Source organism: Anaeromassilibacillus sp. 1001302B_160321_C8 (genome assembly GCF_015554745.1).
Taxonomy (GTDB): domain Bacteria; phylum Bacillota; class Clostridia; order Oscillospirales; family Acutalibacteraceae; genus Anaeromassilibacillus; species Anaeromassilibacillus stercoravium.
In genome coordinates, this window is record NZ_JADNJD010000018.1 from 1 (window position 1) to 15083 (window position 15083).

Genomic DNA, 15083 nt, shown 5'->3' on the forward strand with positions numbered 1-15083 from the left:
CTGGTGTATAGCGTTTGTTTGGTATTCCTTTCGGCATAATAATGCACCCCACTTGTTATTCAGTATATCATACTGTCTAACAAATGGGGTGCAGTTCAAAAATGGTAAAGAGTCCGGATTTTATTTTTGCTATTTTTAAAAAGCTCCCTTTAGGCTGGCCCATTTTGAACTATCACACCAAGGCACTTCCTTGACGCGCGCATTTTTCTATGTTAGAATTAGTCTGTTTGCAGACTATACAGGAGGCATACCACCAATGAAAATTGCAGAACAAATAAAATTGTATACCACTCTTTGGCAGGAGACAAACGCTTTATACGAGAAATGGGCGAAAAAGCATGGGCTATCGTATTACGAACTGCTTGTCATCCTGTCTTTGGCAGATAAATCCGCTTGTAAACAAAAGGACATCTGCCAAGTTTGGCAGCTTCCCAAACAGACCGTCCATACTATTTTAAAAGCGTTTGTGCAACACGGATGGGTTGAACTTACTCCCTGTGAAGACGACCGAAGGAATAAAACAATCCGTCTAACGCCAATCGGAGAAAAAAACATCTGTGCAATTGCCGGTGAATTACAGCGCTGCGAACGGGCTGTCTGGAAAAAGCTCGGTGCGGAGCGGGCAAATGCGTTAATTGAATATACAAGGCGATACAACCAATATTTCCAGGAGGCCGGCCTCAATGAAGATACATAAAGAATTTTTCCGCTATGTAATCCCGTCTATGCTGGCGTTTGCCCTATCGGGAATCTATGCCATTGCCGACGGCTTTTTTGTGGGGAATGCGCTGGGAGATAACGCCCTCGCCGCTATCAATATGGCATATCCGCTTACGGCGTTCTTACAAGCCGTGGGCACAGGGATTGGCATGGGCGGCGCTGTCAGCTACACCATCAGCATCGGGAACAAAAACGAAAAACGTGGCAATCAATTTTTTGGGATGTCCCTCATCCTGCTTGTTTCGGCGGGCATTCTTTTGACCGTGCTATTCTTATTGGGCGCCCCGGCTGTCCTTCACCTTTTCGGCGCTACCGGCGAAATTGAAACACTGGGAAAGGAATATTTGCTCTATATCAGCTATGGCGCCATTTTCCAGGTATTGGGGACGGGGCTGGTCCCCTTTATCCGCAACATGGGAAGCTCCGTCACCGCCATGGCTGCCATGGTTGTGGGATTTCTGACCAATATTTTTCTGGACTACTTGTTTGTATGGGTTCTCCCCTGGGGGATGATGGGCGCGGCAGTTGCCACGGTCATTGGGCAAGCGATGACTTTTTTGGTGTGCGTACTGTTCTTTATTTGGAAAAAAGCGCGCCCCTGTTTCCAATTTGAAAAGCAACAGTGCTTCTTTACAAAACATGTTCTGAGCGTTGCACTCTCCCCATTCGGGTTGACCTTTTCTCCCAATATCACCTTGATTCTGGTCAATAAGAGCGCAGCCCTATTTGGCGGCACAATGGCCGTCACCTGCTATGCCACCGTCAGCTACATTTCCTGTGTGGTGATGCTCCTCCTGCAAGGCGTCAGCGACGGCAGCCAGCCTTTGGTCAGCCTCGCCTATGGAGAGGGGGATCTCCCTCGCGCAAAAGCTGTGCGCAATCTGGGGTACCAATTCGCCGGGGTTGTGTCGGCAATCTGCATGGCCGTCCTGTTCTTTACGCGGGAAAACGCCGCAAAAATCTTCGGCGCTTCCCCGCAGGTAACGCAGGAGGTCGCGCGTATCCTACCTATCTTTATCGTGGGGTTCCTGTTTGCCAGTATTTCCAGGGTAACAACAGCCTTTTTCTATGCGATCAATCAAAATGTACACGCATATCTGCTGATCTATGGAGAACCTTTGCTTTTATTTCTCCTACTGCTTGTCCTTCCAACCGCCATTGGAATCCAAGGGACCTGGCTGGCAGTCCCGATCTCTCAGATCGTAACCGCAGCGGCCAGCCTTCTCCTGATTTGGAAAGAAAAGCAGCATACAACCAAAATGGCGCTCACGGACTCCCAGAACAGTTGATCTTCTGCTCGCGTAAAAGCTGTTTGCGTTCCCGGTGATCCGGCATGACCGCATCCAACACCGCATAAAACGCGGGAGAATGATTGGGCTGCACCAAATGGGCCAGCTCATGCGCGATCACATACTCGACGCAGGGAACCGGCGCTTGGGCCAGATAGAGATTCAGCGTCACCGCACGTTTTTGCGGGGAACAGCTCCCCCATCGCGTTTTCATCCGCCGGATGCGAAAGGCGGGCATCGGGATTCGATAGGCTTGAAAAAGCGGATAAACGCGCTTTACCGCCGCTTGGAAGAGCTCGCTGCACAAGCTGCCATACCAAGCCTCAAACACCTTTTTGCGGCGGGATTCGTTTTCGGGGTTTCGCAAAAAGAGTACGACCTCTTCCCCTTGGATAGCTACCCGGTCCCGGTCGGAGAGTTCTATTCGAAGCCGGTATCTCCGCCCTAAAAGACACACAGGTTCTCCCGCCGCATAGGTGCGGGGCATCTGTGGTTCCTCAGAACGGCTGGCATAATACGCCTTCGCGCGGGCAATCCAATCGGCCTTTTTTTGAACAATCCGATCCACTTCCGCCGCTCCGACCCGGCGGCTGGCAGAAACCTGTACCACGCCTCCCGAAACGACCCGGATATTTACATTCTTGACTTTTTTATAGTGTAGCTGGTACTGCAATGGTTCCCCGTTGCATAAGACCGTTCGTTCCATCTTTATCGCTCATCCTTTTCATTGACAGTTCCCTTCGAACCCATTATAATCAATCTCAATTGCAGATGCAATTTGCGTGGCGTCTGCCGGTTCCATTGAAATGTGAATGGAGGGAAAAAGATGCCGTCCGTTTCTATCCGATATCTATACCACAGCGGATTCGCGGTCGAAACCGCGTCCCACCTGTTTATTTTCGATTACTACTTGGATACACCGCGCGGCTGTGGGCCGGACCAGGGAGTTGTCTCCCCTTCGATGCTGCAAGGCCGCGACGTGGTTGTCTTCGTATCCCATAGCCACGGCGACCACTACAATCCAGCCATTTTCCAATGGCGTAAAGGAAATCCACAGATTCGCTATATCCTTGCGGATGAAATTGCAACAAAAGAAGACGTCCTTTCCGTTAAAGCAGGCAAAACCTACCCGCTTGGCGGCCTGGAGGTGCGCACCTTGGATTCCACCGATTTAGGCGTCGCTTTCCTGGTCAAGGCGGACGGGCTTTGCCTGTATCACGCCGGGGACCTCAACTGGTGGCACTGGAACGACGAACCGGAGGAAGCCAATCGCGCGATGGCCCGCCGGTATCAACAACAGATCGACTCCTTAAAGGGGGAATCCATCGACACCGCTTTCATCCCGGTCGATCCACGCCAGGAGGAAAATGCCCTATTGGGATTGGACTATTTCATGAAGCAGGTGGGCGCCCGTTGGATCGTCCCCATGCACTTTGGATCCAATGGTTCCATCTTTGAACGCATTAACCACGACCCCCGCACAGCCTCCTATCGGGATCGTATTTTGCAGATTTCCCACCGGGGCCAGCGTTTCCAGATTTCCATTCCTTAAATCAAACGACAATCCGCCATGGGCAAGAATCAAAGCCCATGGCGGATTTTTTGCATCTATCTCGCGCAAACGCCCCTTCAATCTTCATTTATTTGAAAAAGCCATTCTCTTTCAGCCGTGACCGCAAGATACACGGAGAACGCTGCCGCTTCTCCCGGCCTTACGATGCGGAATATCGTTCCGTTTCTACAACCCAAAATGATGGATCGCACGCTTTAACGAATGGTCGAAGAAGAAAAAGTCGTGCCCTCCCGGCCATTCCTCATATTGAAAATCAAAGCCCAGGGGCTCCATCTCTTTTCGGAATTGCGTGTGGGATGGCTGGAATGAATCACTGCTGCCACAGGTCATATAGATTGCTGGCTTGCTCTCCTTATTTTGAAACCGCTTTGCCAACTCCAATAACTCGTATTCCGGCTTCCACTCCAGTTCTTCGCCAAAGATTGCGAGGAAGTCCAGGTATAGCTGCTCCCCATACTGCTCAATGAACACCTGTTTACCACCCGGTTTTTGTTGTTCTGCAAGACCATCTTTCAAAAAAAGGCAGGCGGAAGAAAACGCCCCGCACATTCCGTATTGCTCGGGCCGGGACAACGCGCACTTGAGCGCGCCATAGCCACCCATGGATGCGCCCAGAATGGCCGTATCCTCCCGGCGGGCGGAGATCTGAAAGACCGCTTTGCAGAGCTGCGGCAATTCTTCCACCAAATACGTAAAGTAGCGCGGGCCATGCCGCATATCGGTGTAAAAGCTTCTGGCCGCGTCCGGAAGAATAAAAATCGTGCGCCCTTCCCGCGCATAGACCGGAAGCATGGAATCGTCCACCCAAGTTGCGCTATCCCCGCACAAGCCGTGCAGAAGATACGCCACTTTATAGGGACCGCCTTCCTGCAAATTGCCGGGCGTCACAATGGTGATCCCAGTGTCCTTCCCCAAGATGTTGGAAAAGACGGTTCCGCGTAAAATCATCGAAAGATTCCCTCCTTTACGGGTTTCCTTTTCATGTTTGTATATCGTTTCCGCCTCAAAACGGCTATGGGAATCCCAACATCCATTTCAGGCGTATGTATTGGGTTTTCACAGAGAATTTCTTTGCCCTGTGAAACCCGCAAAAGAAAACCAGTCTCTTTACTTCTTTATTGCAGTTGTTCCGCCGCTTGCCTCGCATGGGCGGCGTAAACCGCACGGATGCCCGGATATTCCCCCAGCCCCTTCAGGATAGCCTGCACCGGATACCCTCGCTCTTCAAAAGCTGCCTTCCAGGAATGGCGCTCCCCGGCCATATCGTTGCGCGCATGTTCACCCGCGACAACCATCAGCGGTGCAATGGTCACCTTTTGCGGCTTTAAGCGGTCCACCTGGCGGAGCACTGACGAAAGCCCGGGGTAGGATTCCACCGTCCCCACAAAAATATTACAGGCGCCGTGATCGTGAAAGACATATTCCAATGCGGCATAGGCCGTGTTCGCGCTGTGCCTTGTCCCATGTCCCACCAATACAAGCGCTTCTTCCGAAGAAAGGCCGGAAAATTCCGCTTCAATGGCGCGAGCTACCGCTTCGAGATCTTCCTGCGATGTCAAAAGCGGAGTGCCACAGACAAGCTGGTCAAACCAATGCGCACATTTTTCCGCTTCGCGCACCATCGCTTCCTGCTCTTCTCCGTTGACCACATAGGTGGATTGGCATACCACCCGGGAAACACCTTCCTCCCGCAATTGCCCCAACGCCTGCCAAAGATTGGCCGTGGGCTCTCCGGCCGCTGCCAGCTTTCGCAGAATGGTCGGACTTGTGAGGGCGCGCCGCACCTCCCAGCCTGGGAACCCTTCCCGCATGGTCTGTTCAATCGCACCAATCGTCTTATCCCGTGTCTCTGTGTGAACCGTGCCAAAACTCACCGCTAAAATTGCATTTCTGCTCACGGTATCGCTCCTTTCCAATGTTGCTGCGTCATTTACTACAATGGTTTCTGTAACGTTCATAGGGTTCGCCCCCCTGCCAGATAGAGCAGCGCATTGCAGATCGCGGCCGCCACATTGCTGCCGCCTTTTCTGCCGCGCGCGACAATATGGGGGACTTCACTCTGTAAAAACAGCTCTTTGGCCTCTACCACATGGACAAATCCCACGGGCACGCCGATCACCAGCTCGGGAGAGATTTTCCCCTCACGGGTCAATTCGTACAAGCGGGCGAGCGCCGTGGGCGCATTGCCGATTGCAACGACCAAAGGCCTATGTAAAGAAGCCGCCCGCTCCATGCTGACGCTGGCGCGAGTGACGCCGCGGGCCTTTGCCTCGCGCGCGACCTCCTCATCGGATATGAAGCAAAACGCCTCTCCACCAAAGCGGGCGAGGGCCCTCTTGTTGATTCCCGCACGCGCCATCTCTGTGTCGGTTACAATGCACGCGCCGTCTTTTAGGGCTCTGACACCCTTTTCCACCGCCTGCTCGGAAAAACACAAGTTTTCCACATAGTCAAAATCCGCCGTGGTGTGGATGACACGCTTTATGACAGGGGCCTGTACCGGATTGAGTACCTGCTCCCCCAGTTCTTCTTCGATGATAGCGAAACTGCGCTGTTCAATTTCTTCTGGCAAGATGGTTTCAAACATCCGCTTCTCCCCCTTCTGACAAGCCCTGTTCCAAGATGGCATAGATTTTTTTTAGATCCAGATGCGTCCGAAGGGCGTCCGCCAACTGGTTGTATTGTTGTTCTTTAAACGCATGGGCGTCAACCGACTGAATAGCGTCCCCATCGAAGCCTTTTTTCCGCAGCAAAATGCGCGCCAAGGCGCTGGCGGGTTCCGCATCGAAAAAGCCGTGCGCATAGGTGCCGTAGACATTCCCGCAGACCGCGCCGTCCTCCTTTTCCGCGCCACCGAGCTCCTGTAGGACCGCAAAAGGAGCTGCACCTTCCCGCCGTGTTGTGCGTCCCATGTGAATCTCATATCCAACAAACGGCACGCCGGACAGTTCCCGCAGCTCACCGCCCACCGGCAGCACCGTACCGCGCACGCGGGTGCGCACCTTTTCCCGCGCATAGACCGTATCGACCGGCAGAAGGCCCATCCCCTGCATGGAGCCGCCGCTTTCCACATGCTCTGGGTCGCGGATGGTCATCCCCAGCATCTGATACCCGCCGCAGATTCCCAGAACCGGGCCTCCTTGGAACGCATACTGCCGGACGCAATTCTCCAACCCGTTGCTGCGCATCCAAGCGAGATCGCCCATCACATTTTTGGTGCCGGGCAGCAGGACGAGATCCGGCTCCCCAAAGCATTCCGGGCGGTCCACATACCGCAATGTTACACCGGGGATGCGGGCCAATGGGTTGAAATCCGTAAAATTCGAGACCTTCGGCCAGCGGATCACCACCAGGTCCAGCACCCCCTCTTTGGGCCGTCCGGACAGCCGTTCCGACAGGCTGTCCTCGTCGTCCAATTCGATGGGAAGATAGGGCACCACCCCCACAAAGGGCACATGCGTCCGCTCCTCCAACATGCGCAAGCCGGGCTTTAGCAGCTCGACATCCCCGCGGAATTTGTTGATGATCATCCCTTTCACCATGGCGCGTTCCGATTCCTCCAACAAGGCCATCGTCCCGTATAGGGAAGCAAACACGCCGCCGCGGTCGATGTCCCCTGCCAGGAGCACCGGCGCATGGGCCAGTTTTGCCATCCCCATGTTTACGATGTCCTCCTGCTTGAGGTTGATCTCGGCAGGGCTCCCCGCTCCCTCCAGCACCAGGATGTCGTTTTCCGCTGCGAGGGAGTCATACGCCTCCATGATTGGCTTGACCAGCTTCCGTTTATATTGATAATACACCGCCGCATCCATGTTTCCGATGGGCACACCGTTGACGATCACCTGGGAACCCGTATCGTTGGTCGGCTTCAGCAAGATGGGGTTCATCCGCACGCTGGGTTCCACGCCGGCGGCTTCGGCCTGCATGACCTGTGCCCGGCCCATTTCCAGCCCTTCCGTTGTGATAAACGAGTTGAGCGCCATGTTCTGCGATTTAAACGGCGCCACCCGGTAGCCATCCTGCCGGAAGATCCGGCAAAGCCCCGCCACCAGGAAGCTCTTTCCCGCATTGGACATCGTGCCCTGTACCATAATTGCCTTCGCCATGTTTATTCCTCCAAGGCGCATTTCAGCGCCGCTATCAAACGTTCATTTTCGTCGTGCCCGCGCACAGCAATGCGGTAGTAGCGGTTGTCCAGCCCGCGGTAGTTGCCGCAGGCGCGGATGAGCACGCCGCGCTGTTCCATCCGCTCCCGCAGAGGGATCTCTGTCTCCGTGCGGAACAGGATATAATTTGCCTCCGACGGGAAAACGCACAATCCCAACCGGGCAAGGTTTTCCGAAAGCCAACGCCGCTCCGTTTGAATCAGGCGCCGCATGCGCTCCAAATATCCCTGCTCCTGCAACGCGGCGACCCCCGCCGCCTGTGCCGGGATGGACACGCCCCACGGCTGCCCGCAGGAGAAAATCCGTTCCGCCAAGTCCCTGTTTCCACAGAGGCCATACCCCAGGCGCAGGCCCGGCATGGCAAAGCTCTTTGTAAACGCCTTGAGGATCACGGCATTTGCCCCTGTTTCCAGCACATCCTTTAGCGTATTCTGCTCTGGATGTTCCAGGAACTCGTTGAAACATTCGTCCACCACAAGGAGAATACCGGCTTCTTCACAGCGCTTCCAGATTTCCTGCAACAGCGCCGGAGACACTGTCCGTCCCGTGGGATTGTTGGGATTGCAGAGGAAGAGCAAATTGATCTCCGGTGTCAGCTGCTGTAAAAATGCTTCGGGCAACACAAATCCCTCGCTCTCCTGCAAAGGAAAATACGCGATGGAACAATCCATCGAGCGGAGCGCCTGCTCGTACTCTGCAAAGGTCGGCTCTAGCAGCAGCGCCCTTTGGGGATGCGTTGCTGCGACGATCCGAAAAATCAGATCCGCCGCACCGTTTCCACAGACGATCTGTTCCGCTGGGATGCCCTCATACGCCGCAAGCGCTGCACGCAATTCCCGGCAAAGTGGGTCTGGATACTGCGTACATTGCTGCAACGCATCCGCCGCCGCGCGGACAGTCCCCGGCGGCATCCCCATCGGGTTGATGTTCGCAGAAAAATCGAGCGGTTCCTGTTTCATTTTCTGACGCGCGGAATATACGTCGCCGCCGTGTATCAGATGCATAGCCAGCCTCCCAAAATTCCGATTCCCAGGCGCATAACAAGCAAAAGGGCCAGCGCCAGGAAAGACGCCGCATAAAGCAGCCGGTTTGCCCGGCGGATATCCTCTGTACAGATGGGCCGCAGATTGTCCCCGATCGTCGGCTTTTTGTAGAGCGTTCCAAAGTAATAGGCGTCGCCCGCCAGCTGGACGCGCAGAGCGCCTGCGCAGGCCGCTTCCGTCTGCGCACTGTTTGGGCTGGCGTGCTTGCGGCAATCCCGTTTATAGATGCGCGCCGCATTCCTCCCATCCATGCCGAGCAAATATGCAGAGACCACCAGCAGCCAGGCCGACAACCGCGCCGGAATCCAGTTGAGTACATCGTCCAGCTTGGCCGCTGCCCAGCCAAAATAGAGATACCTTTCGTTTTTATATCCAACCATGGAGTCCATGGTATTGACCGCTTTGTAAAATAACCCGAGCGGTGCGCCGCCTAAGGCCAAAAACAACAGCGGGGCGATCTCCCCGTCCGAAGTGTTTTCCGCGACCGTCTCGACGGCCGCCTTGGTCACGCCTTCCTCTGTGAGCGCCTGCGTATCGCGCCCCACGATCATGGAAACCGCCTGCCGCGCGCCGGGCAAATCGTTCGCGCGCAGCCGGTCGTAGACCTTCATGCTCTCCACCCGGAGCGCCTTCGCCGCCAAAAGCTGGTAACAAAGCAGTGTTTCCAAAACAAACCAAAGCCCGGGATGAAGCGCATATGCCGCCCACAAAAGCAGGACTCCCGCTCCGCTGGTAAAGAGAGGTACTAACACAGCCAAAAAAACGCCCGCCAAACGCTCCCCTTTGGGCGTTTTGGGGAACAAACCGCGCAGGAGCCTTTCCAATCGGGCGATCAGCCAGCCAATGGCGCGCACCGGATGCGGCATCCAATGGGGGTCGCCAAAACAGAGGTCCAACAGGAAGCCCAAAGGTAGCGGCAACAAAAACAACCAGGCTGTCATGGGGTTCCCTCCCGTTTGAGGCAGGTGGCAATCCCACAGAAGACCCGGTCGACGCGCGCAGCCCTTTCCGCCAACATGCAGCAAACACGCCCCGTTTCCTCGCGCCATGCCCGCTCAAAGGCGTCCACCGGCACCACACCGCATCCAATCTCGTCGCAGACGACGGCGACGGCGGGATTCTCCTGCAAAAGCGCTTCAACTTCCCGCATGGGCTCCCGCCCCTCTTCCAGCAGCTTGCGGATCTCCAAATGCAGGGCGGCGAGGATCGGTTTCCGCTGTGCATCCGCCAGTGTATATGCAACGTCGGAGGATGTGTATCCCGTCTGCTGTAGGAGCCAGTACAATTTCCCCTGGTACGCTCCGCCTATGACCAGCCGCATACGGCTCCCTCCTTTTTCAAATCCATTTTTGTAAAAGCACCATTCCAGCGAGCAGCGCCAGTTCGCACGATTGCAAAAACCAGCCCGCTACATCGCCGGTCGTCCCTCCAAATTCTTTGCAGGAAACATGATGATAATACCCAAACACTCCTAGGGCGAGCAAAAGCACCGCCGCCCCCACGAACGTTCCAAACAGGAGCATCGCTCCGCCGCACAGGATTAGGTAACCGAATAAGACCCATGCCGTGCGCTTTTTGGCGGCCGCATGGGAGAACATCGCCAACAGGCCGCTGTTCTTTGCACAGGGAAACCGCACGACCGATAGGCCGCTCAACGTTCTGGAAAGGACAAATCCCAAAGCCAACATCCATGTATACCGGCCCTGCGGATACCACTCCATCCAGAAACAAAAGGTGAGCAGAAAATACAGGCCGCAGCCGATGACGGCAAACGCGCCGCTGTTGGAGTCCTTTAGAATTTCGAGCTTTCGCTCCTGTGGCTGCCGGGAACTCAGGGCGTCCAGCGTGTCGCAAAAGCCATCCAAATGGATTCCCCCGGTGATCAGCACAGGAAGCGCCGTAGCGACCCCGGAAAAGAGCGCCGCCCCAATCTGCAAACGCCCGGCCAACCAGACCCAACCGCAGAGCAACAGGCCAATCGCCAGACCGATCAAGGGGAAAAAACACATGACATAGCGCATATCCTCTTCCTGCCATTCGGTGCGCGGCATGGGGATGCGCGAATACATGGAGAAGGCGATCAGGCAGGACTTCATCAGGTGCACAGCCGTTCCCTCCCTTTCTGTACAATGGGGATCCCACAGACCACCTCAACGGCAGCGTCTGCTCTCTGCGCCAGAGCCGCATTCAGGCGCGCCAAACGTGCAATGTAAGCCTGCGTGGATGGGTCGTACGGAGTGCCATCCGAAAAAATTTCATTGGAAACGACGACGATGTCCGCCGCCGTGGAACAGAGGCGCTCGATCCCCCGTAAAATGGCTTCCTGCGCATGTTCCCCTGCCCCTTCCGGACAAAAGCACTCATTTGCCAAGAGGTTGGACAGGCATTCCAACAATATTGCGGAATTCTTTGGAACAACAAGCGTCTCCAAAGCAAAAGGATATTCCAGCGTCAGAAATCCTTTCCCTTTTCGCATGGCGCGGTGGCGCTCCACGCGCGCCCGGCTTTCCGCATCCTGCGCCAACATGGTTGCAAGATACCATTTCGGGGACGCCGGCGACCGGAGAAGCAGGTTTTCCGCATAGGCGGATTTCCCGCTGGCCGCACCGCCCGTAACCAAAACAAACACCGGTTGTCCCTCCCTCAGTGCAACGGCTGATAGGGCTCAATGGAAATTTGCTCAAACGTCCGCATCGTGCCGTATACCGCACAAGCCATGTCCAAAAGCGGCAGGGCCGCCACCGCACCGGTGCCTTCTCCCAAGGTCATATTCGCCGTTAAAAAGGGGGTTAACCCCAGCTCCTGCAAAAGCAGGCGGGCCGCCGGCTCCCCGGATACATGGGAGGCAAGCATATAATCCACCACTGCAGGACACATGCGGGCGGCAAGCAAAGCGGCCGCCGCCGAGATGAAGCCGTCGATCACCACGGGCATCTGCATAGCCGCACCGCCGAGAAATGCCCCAGCCATTCCCGCCAAATCGAGTCCACCGACCTTTTGCAAAACATCGAACGCATCCGATGGGTCTGGCGCATTGCACGCAATCGCGCGGCGGACCGCAAGCCTCTTGCGCGCCAAGCCCTCGGAGGAAAGTCCCGCGCCCCTGCCCGTGACCTCTTCCGGAGGCAGGCCCAGCAGGACCGAAGCCACCGCGCTGCTGGTCGTCGTATTGCCGATGCCCATCTCTCCCGTGGCGACAATCCGGTATCCCTGTTGTTTGAGGTCCTGCATCAGATCGATCCCAACCTCCAAGGCCTTTACCGTCTCTTCCCTTGTCATGGCCGGGCCCTTGGTCATGTTGCGCGTTCCGTGAGCGACCTTGCGGGGAAGGATGTTTTCCCCTGTAACCGCACACTTTACGCCGATGTCCACGGGAAACACATCCGCATGGGCGACGCGCGCCATTTTGCAAACGCTGGTGTCCCCCTTGGAGAGATTCTCCGTGACCACCGCCGTAACCTCTTGCCCGGTCTGGGTCACGCCCTCTTCCACCACACCGTTGTCCGCGCAGAAGACGGCAACGGCACGGCGGCTGAGGTCTACCTCCACCGTGCGCGTCATCCCGGCGATGCGCGCAACCGCCTCTTCGAGCAGCCCCAATCCGCGCAAGGGCTTTGCGATGCTATCCCAACGCCGCCAAGCCTCTTCTTCGATCGAACGATCCGCAGGAACAATCCGGCGAAGCGTCTCCTCCAATGTCATGATTTTTGCGCCTCCTCATATTGTACACACGCCGCCAAAAAACGTTGGGCCCAGCGTGGGTTGGAACAAAAATGTATGTGTGGAAAACCGGCAAACAGCGTTTCAGCCGCATGGATGCAGGGCCATGTCCGGCCGTTGGATGCCTTTTCCGCCTGGAATGCATTCCCGCTGTCCGTGCTCTCCCAATAGTGAAACTCATGGGTGGGGATGCGCTCCCCAGCCTTGCAAAGGAGATTATCCCTAAGAGCGGTCAACGTCGCATAGCCGAAGCGTTGCAGCCGGTTAGTCCTCTTGCCATCCGCTGCAATCGCCCCCACCATTTGATGGGAAATCCCCTGCGCGTCCTCCAGCGTCCGATGCAGATATAAGAATCCGCCGCATTCCGCCACACACGGCATCCCGTCCTGTACGGCGGCGCGCACGCTCTCCCGCATCGAATCGTTGCGCTCCAATTCCGCCGCGTGAAGCTCCGGATACCCGCCGCCCAGCAGCATCCCTCTGCATCCCGGCGGCAAGGCGGCGTCCGTCAGAGGGCTAAACAAACAAAGCTCCGCCCCCAGGCGCTCCAACAACCGCAGGGAATCCGCATAATAAAAGCAGAACGCCCGGTCGCGCGCTACGGCAATCCGCGGACGGCCACGTCCCCTCTCTGGAAGCTCCAAACCCTCTTGCGAAAGCGGCTCCGCTTGTTGCGCGACGGCAAGAAGGCCGTCTAAATCGACGGTGCGCTCCGCTTGTTCCGCCAAACAGTCCATCTTCTGTTGAAGCTTGTCCACCTCCGCCGCCGTGACCAGCCCGAGGTGGCGGCTCTCCAAAACAGCCGCATCCATCTTCGGCAAAAAGCCCAGGGACCGGATTCCAAATTCCTGCTCCAGACGCTGCTGCAAAGCGGGATACAAGCTTGGAGACAACCGGTTCCAGATAACGCCTGCAATCCGACTGTCCGTCCGATAGGTCAGGAAGCCTTTCACCTGCGCCAATAGGGATTGTGCCGCACCTCGTCCATCCACAATCAGAACGACCGGCGTCCGGGTCGCGCGCGCCAAGTCATAACTCCCTGCGCGTTCGGTGAAACCGATCCCGTCGTAATAGCCCATCGCTCCCTCCAACAGGGAAAATGCCGCTCCCCGCGCATGTTCCAGAAGGATCTGCCGGACCATGTCCTCCCCCAACAGGAAAAGATCCAGATTGGTGGAAGGAACGCCGAGCACTTCCCGATGAAACATAGGGTCAATGTAATCCGGCCCGCATTTAAATGCTGCAAGGTGCAGGCCCCGGCGGTGGAAAGCACGCAGAATGGCACACGTCACCGTTGTCTTTCCTGCGCCGCTGGACGGCGCTGCAAACAGGACGCGCGGTGCATAGACGGTCATAGTCCCGCCCCCTGTCCGCTCAGGATATACACCGGATTTTGTCCAAGCATCATATGATAGCCTCCAGCGCGCTTTGCACGGGAAGCCGTAATCTGCGAAACGGCGACATCCACGAAGCCGAGCGCTTCCAACGCCTGCATGGACGCCGCCACCGTCTCCAACGTAATCGCATTGATTACCACCCGCACATACGGGTTCCTCTGCAAAGCCAGCCGAAGAATTTCGTCTATGTTGCCGCCGCTCCCACCGACAAAAACGCAGTCGGGCGCAGGCAATCCGTCCAACACTTCCGGCGCAGCCCCATGGACAACGCGCAAATTCGTGCATGCAAATTGCCGCCGGTTCTGCTCGATCAATTGGCATGCGTCCGCATCCTTTTCCACCGCATACACCATGCCGCGGGCCGCCTGCAACGCCATCTCAATGGACACCGAACCGGTCCCCGCGCCAATATCCCAGGCGATGCTCTCCCGCTGCAAGCGAAGCCGGGAAAGCGAGATACACCGGACTTCGGATTTAGTCATCGGCGTGTTTCCCCGGATGAACCGCTCATCCGGCAAGCCGAATGCAAGAGTGTCATTGGACAAAGGCGCGGGGTTCTGGATGAGAAGGGCGCTGAGAGGATCAAATGTCTGCCCGGACAACCGCTCCGCTGGACCGGTCGTAATGGCCTCCTCCGGATATGAAAGCCGTTCCCCCACCGATACGGTCACGCCGCCCAGCCCAGCCCGGCAAAGCGCTTTGCACAGTTCCTGCGCCGAAACCTTTCCCGCCAGGACAAAGACCTTTTCATGGGTGCGCACCTCTCCCGCCAGGTTGCAAGCCTGCCCGTGCGCGCTCACAAGGCGCACGTCCTCCCAAGGGGTATGCAGCTTGGCGCAGAGGTAGGCTACCGTGCTGATGCCGCAGCATTCCTCGATCAAATGCTCTGGAAACAAACTGCGCAGCTTTTTCGCCCCGCTGTAAAAGCCCACATCGCCGGAGAACACCACGCCGATCGTTTGGAACTCCGGGTGTTCTTGGAGATAGGCAGCGATCTTTTCCGGAGCCGTTGCTGCGAATCGACGGCAGGTAAGCTCTGGGAAAGCGTCGAGCATCCGCTGGGCGCCGATCAGACAGTCACAGTTCTTTAAGATGTTCCATGCGCCAATGGTCAAGGTATCCCGATTCCCCATGCCGATTCCTACCAGCCAAATCTTCTTTGCCATGCCTACCAC

General features: G+C 56.4%; 16 protein-coding genes. 3 read left to right on the forward strand and 13 right to left on the reverse strand.

The window, feature by feature from the left end:
• Positions 1 to 256: 256 nt before the first annotated feature.
• Both I2E77_RS11435 and I2E77_RS11440 read left to right on the forward strand, forming a co-directional pair.
• Entirely contained in the window at positions 257 to 697 is a 441-nt protein-coding gene (locus tag I2E77_RS11435) for a MarR family winged helix-turn-helix transcriptional regulator (protein ID WP_087234839.1), read from the forward strand.
• The gene (locus I2E77_RS11440; protein WP_195451261.1) at positions 684 to 2009 is read left to right on the forward strand and encodes an MATE family efflux transporter; all 1326 of its coding nucleotides are present in this window, start codon (positions 684 to 686) and stop codon (positions 2007 to 2009) included. Before I2E77_RS11435 ends, I2E77_RS11440 begins: the two co-directional genes overlap by 14 nt.
• On the opposite strand, the gene I2E77_RS11445 is transcribed toward I2E77_RS11440, so the two are convergent.
• Positions 1987 to 2715, reverse strand: coding sequence for a M48 family metallopeptidase (locus tag I2E77_RS11445; protein ID WP_195451262.1), 729 nt, complete (start codon positions 2713 to 2715; stop codon positions 1987 to 1989). The genes I2E77_RS11440 and I2E77_RS11445 overlap by 23 nt on opposite strands.
• 120 nt (positions 2716 to 2835) lie before the next feature.
• Between I2E77_RS11445 and I2E77_RS11450 the strand changes: the two genes are divergently transcribed.
• Positions 2836 to 3561, forward strand: coding sequence for an MBL fold metallo-hydrolase (locus I2E77_RS11450; protein WP_195451263.1), 726 nt, complete (start codon positions 2836 to 2838; stop codon positions 3559 to 3561).
• A gap of 186 nt (positions 3562 to 3747) precedes the next feature.
• Here I2E77_RS11450 and I2E77_RS11455 read toward each other — a convergent pair whose 3' ends face one another.
• The 12 genes from I2E77_RS11455 to cbiT all read right to left on the reverse strand — a co-directional run bounded on the left by I2E77_RS11455 (position 3748) and on the right by cbiT (position 15074).
• Positions 3748 to 4530: an alpha/beta hydrolase gene (locus I2E77_RS11455; RefSeq protein ID WP_195451264.1), complete on the reverse strand. Its 783-nt coding sequence runs from the start codon at positions 4528 to 4530 to the stop codon at positions 3748 to 3750.
• Between the two features lie 167 nt (positions 4531 to 4697).
• Positions 4698 to 5540, reverse strand: a complete 843-nt coding sequence (locus I2E77_RS11460; RefSeq protein WP_195451265.1) for a sirohydrochlorin cobaltochelatase — start codon at positions 5538 to 5540, stop codon at positions 4698 to 4700.
• Positions 5537 to 6169, reverse strand: a complete 633-nt coding sequence (locus I2E77_RS11465; protein WP_191362687.1) for a precorrin-8X methylmutase — start codon at positions 6167 to 6169, stop codon at positions 5537 to 5539. Before I2E77_RS11465 ends, I2E77_RS11460 begins: the two co-directional genes overlap by 4 nt.
• Positions 6162 to 7688, reverse strand: coding sequence for a cobyric acid synthase (locus I2E77_RS11470; protein WP_195451266.1), 1527 nt, complete (start codon positions 7686 to 7688; stop codon positions 6162 to 6164). Before I2E77_RS11470 ends, I2E77_RS11465 begins: the two co-directional genes overlap by 8 nt.
• A gap of 2 nt (positions 7689 to 7690) precedes the next feature.
• Positions 7691 to 8752: a threonine-phosphate decarboxylase CobD gene (gene cobD / locus I2E77_RS11475; RefSeq protein WP_195451267.1), complete on the reverse strand. Its 1062-nt coding sequence runs from the start codon at positions 8750 to 8752 to the stop codon at positions 7691 to 7693.
• Entirely contained in the window at positions 8743 to 9732 is a 990-nt protein-coding gene (cbiB, locus tag I2E77_RS11480) for an adenosylcobinamide-phosphate synthase CbiB (protein ID WP_191520948.1), read from the reverse strand. The genes cobD and cbiB overlap by 10 nt, the downstream gene beginning before the upstream one ends.
• Positions 9729 to 10112, reverse strand: a complete 384-nt coding sequence (locus I2E77_RS11485) for a bifunctional adenosylcobinamide kinase/adenosylcobinamide-phosphate guanylyltransferase (RefSeq protein WP_191441158.1) — start codon at positions 10110 to 10112, stop codon at positions 9729 to 9731. Before I2E77_RS11485 ends, cbiB begins: the two co-directional genes overlap by 4 nt.
• Positions 10113 to 10128: 16 nt before the next feature.
• Positions 10129 to 10887 (reverse strand): adenosylcobinamide-GDP ribazoletransferase, encoded by a 759-nt coding sequence (locus I2E77_RS11490; RefSeq protein ID WP_195451287.1) that lies wholly within the window; start codon positions 10885 to 10887, stop codon positions 10129 to 10131.
• Positions 10887 to 11420 (reverse strand): bifunctional adenosylcobinamide kinase/adenosylcobinamide-phosphate guanylyltransferase, encoded by a 534-nt coding sequence (locus I2E77_RS11495; protein WP_195451268.1) that lies wholly within the window; start codon positions 11418 to 11420, stop codon positions 10887 to 10889. Before I2E77_RS11495 ends, I2E77_RS11490 begins: the two co-directional genes overlap by 1 nt.
• Positions 11421 to 11434: 14 nt before the next feature.
• Positions 11435 to 12493, reverse strand: a complete 1059-nt coding sequence (gene cobT, locus I2E77_RS11500) for a nicotinate-nucleotide--dimethylbenzimidazole phosphoribosyltransferase (protein ID WP_195451269.1) — start codon at positions 12491 to 12493, stop codon at positions 11435 to 11437.
• Complete coding sequence (locus tag I2E77_RS11505) at positions 12490 to 13866, reverse strand: cobyrinate a,c-diamide synthase (protein WP_195451270.1); 1377 nt, start codon at positions 13864 to 13866, stop codon at positions 12490 to 12492. The genes cobT and I2E77_RS11505 overlap by 4 nt, the downstream gene beginning before the upstream one ends.
• Positions 13863 to 15074 carry a precorrin-6Y C5,15-methyltransferase (decarboxylating) subunit CbiT gene (cbiT, locus tag I2E77_RS11510; protein ID WP_191395334.1) on the reverse strand — a complete coding sequence of 404 codons (1212 nt, stop codon included), beginning with the start codon at positions 15072 to 15074 and terminating at the stop codon, positions 13863 to 13865. Before cbiT ends, I2E77_RS11505 begins: the two co-directional genes overlap by 4 nt.
• Positions 15075 to 15083 lie beyond the last annotated feature (9 nt).

Coding starts and splice junctions, on each gene's coding strand:
- cobD (WP_195451267.1), bottom strand. CDS start 8,752: ATGCATCTGATACACGGCGGCGACGTATATTCCGCGCGTCAGAAAATG.
- I2E77_RS11450 (WP_195451263.1), top strand. CDS start 2,836: ATGCCGTCCGTTTCTATCCGATATCTATACCACAGCGGATTCGCGGTC.
- I2E77_RS11460 (WP_195451265.1), bottom strand. CDS start 5,540: ATGAACGTTACAGAAACCATTGTAGTAAATGACGCAGCAACATTGGAA.
- I2E77_RS11455 (WP_195451264.1), bottom strand. CDS start 4,530: ATGATTTTACGCGGAACCGTCTTTTCCAACATCTTGGGGAAGGACACT.
- I2E77_RS11470 (WP_195451266.1), bottom strand. CDS start 7,688: ATGGCGAAGGCAATTATGGTACAGGGCACGATGTCCAATGCGGGAAAG.
- I2E77_RS11440 (WP_195451261.1), top strand. CDS start 684: ATGAAGATACATAAAGAATTTTTCCGCTATGTAATCCCGTCTATGCTG.
- cobT (WP_195451269.1), bottom strand. CDS start 12,493: ATGACATTGGAGGAGACGCTTCGCCGGATTGTTCCTGCGGATCGTTCG.
- I2E77_RS11465 (WP_191362687.1), bottom strand. CDS start 6,169: ATGTTTGAAACCATCTTGCCAGAAGAAATTGAACAGCGCAGTTTCGCT.
- cbiB (WP_191520948.1), bottom strand. CDS start 9,732: ATGACAGCCTGGTTGTTTTTGTTGCCGCTACCTTTGGGCTTCCTGTTG.
- cbiT (WP_191395334.1), bottom strand. CDS start 15,074: ATGGCAAAGAAGATTTGGCTGGTAGGAATCGGCATGGGGAATCGGGAT.
- I2E77_RS11435 (WP_087234839.1), top strand. CDS start 257: ATGAAAATTGCAGAACAAATAAAATTGTATACCACTCTTTGGCAGGAG.
- I2E77_RS11490 (WP_195451287.1), bottom strand. CDS start 10,887: ATGAAGTCCTGCCTGATCGCCTTCTCCATGTATTCGCGCATCCCCATG.
- I2E77_RS11505 (WP_195451270.1), bottom strand. CDS start 13,866: ATGACCGTCTATGCACCGCGCGTCCTGTTTGCAGCGCCGTCCAGCGGC.
- I2E77_RS11445 (WP_195451262.1), bottom strand. CDS start 2,715: ATGGAACGAACGGTCTTATGCAACGGGGAACCATTGCAGTACCAGCTA.
- I2E77_RS11485 (WP_191441158.1), bottom strand. CDS start 10,112: ATGCGGCTGGTCATAGGCGGAGCGTACCAGGGGAAATTGTACTGGCTC.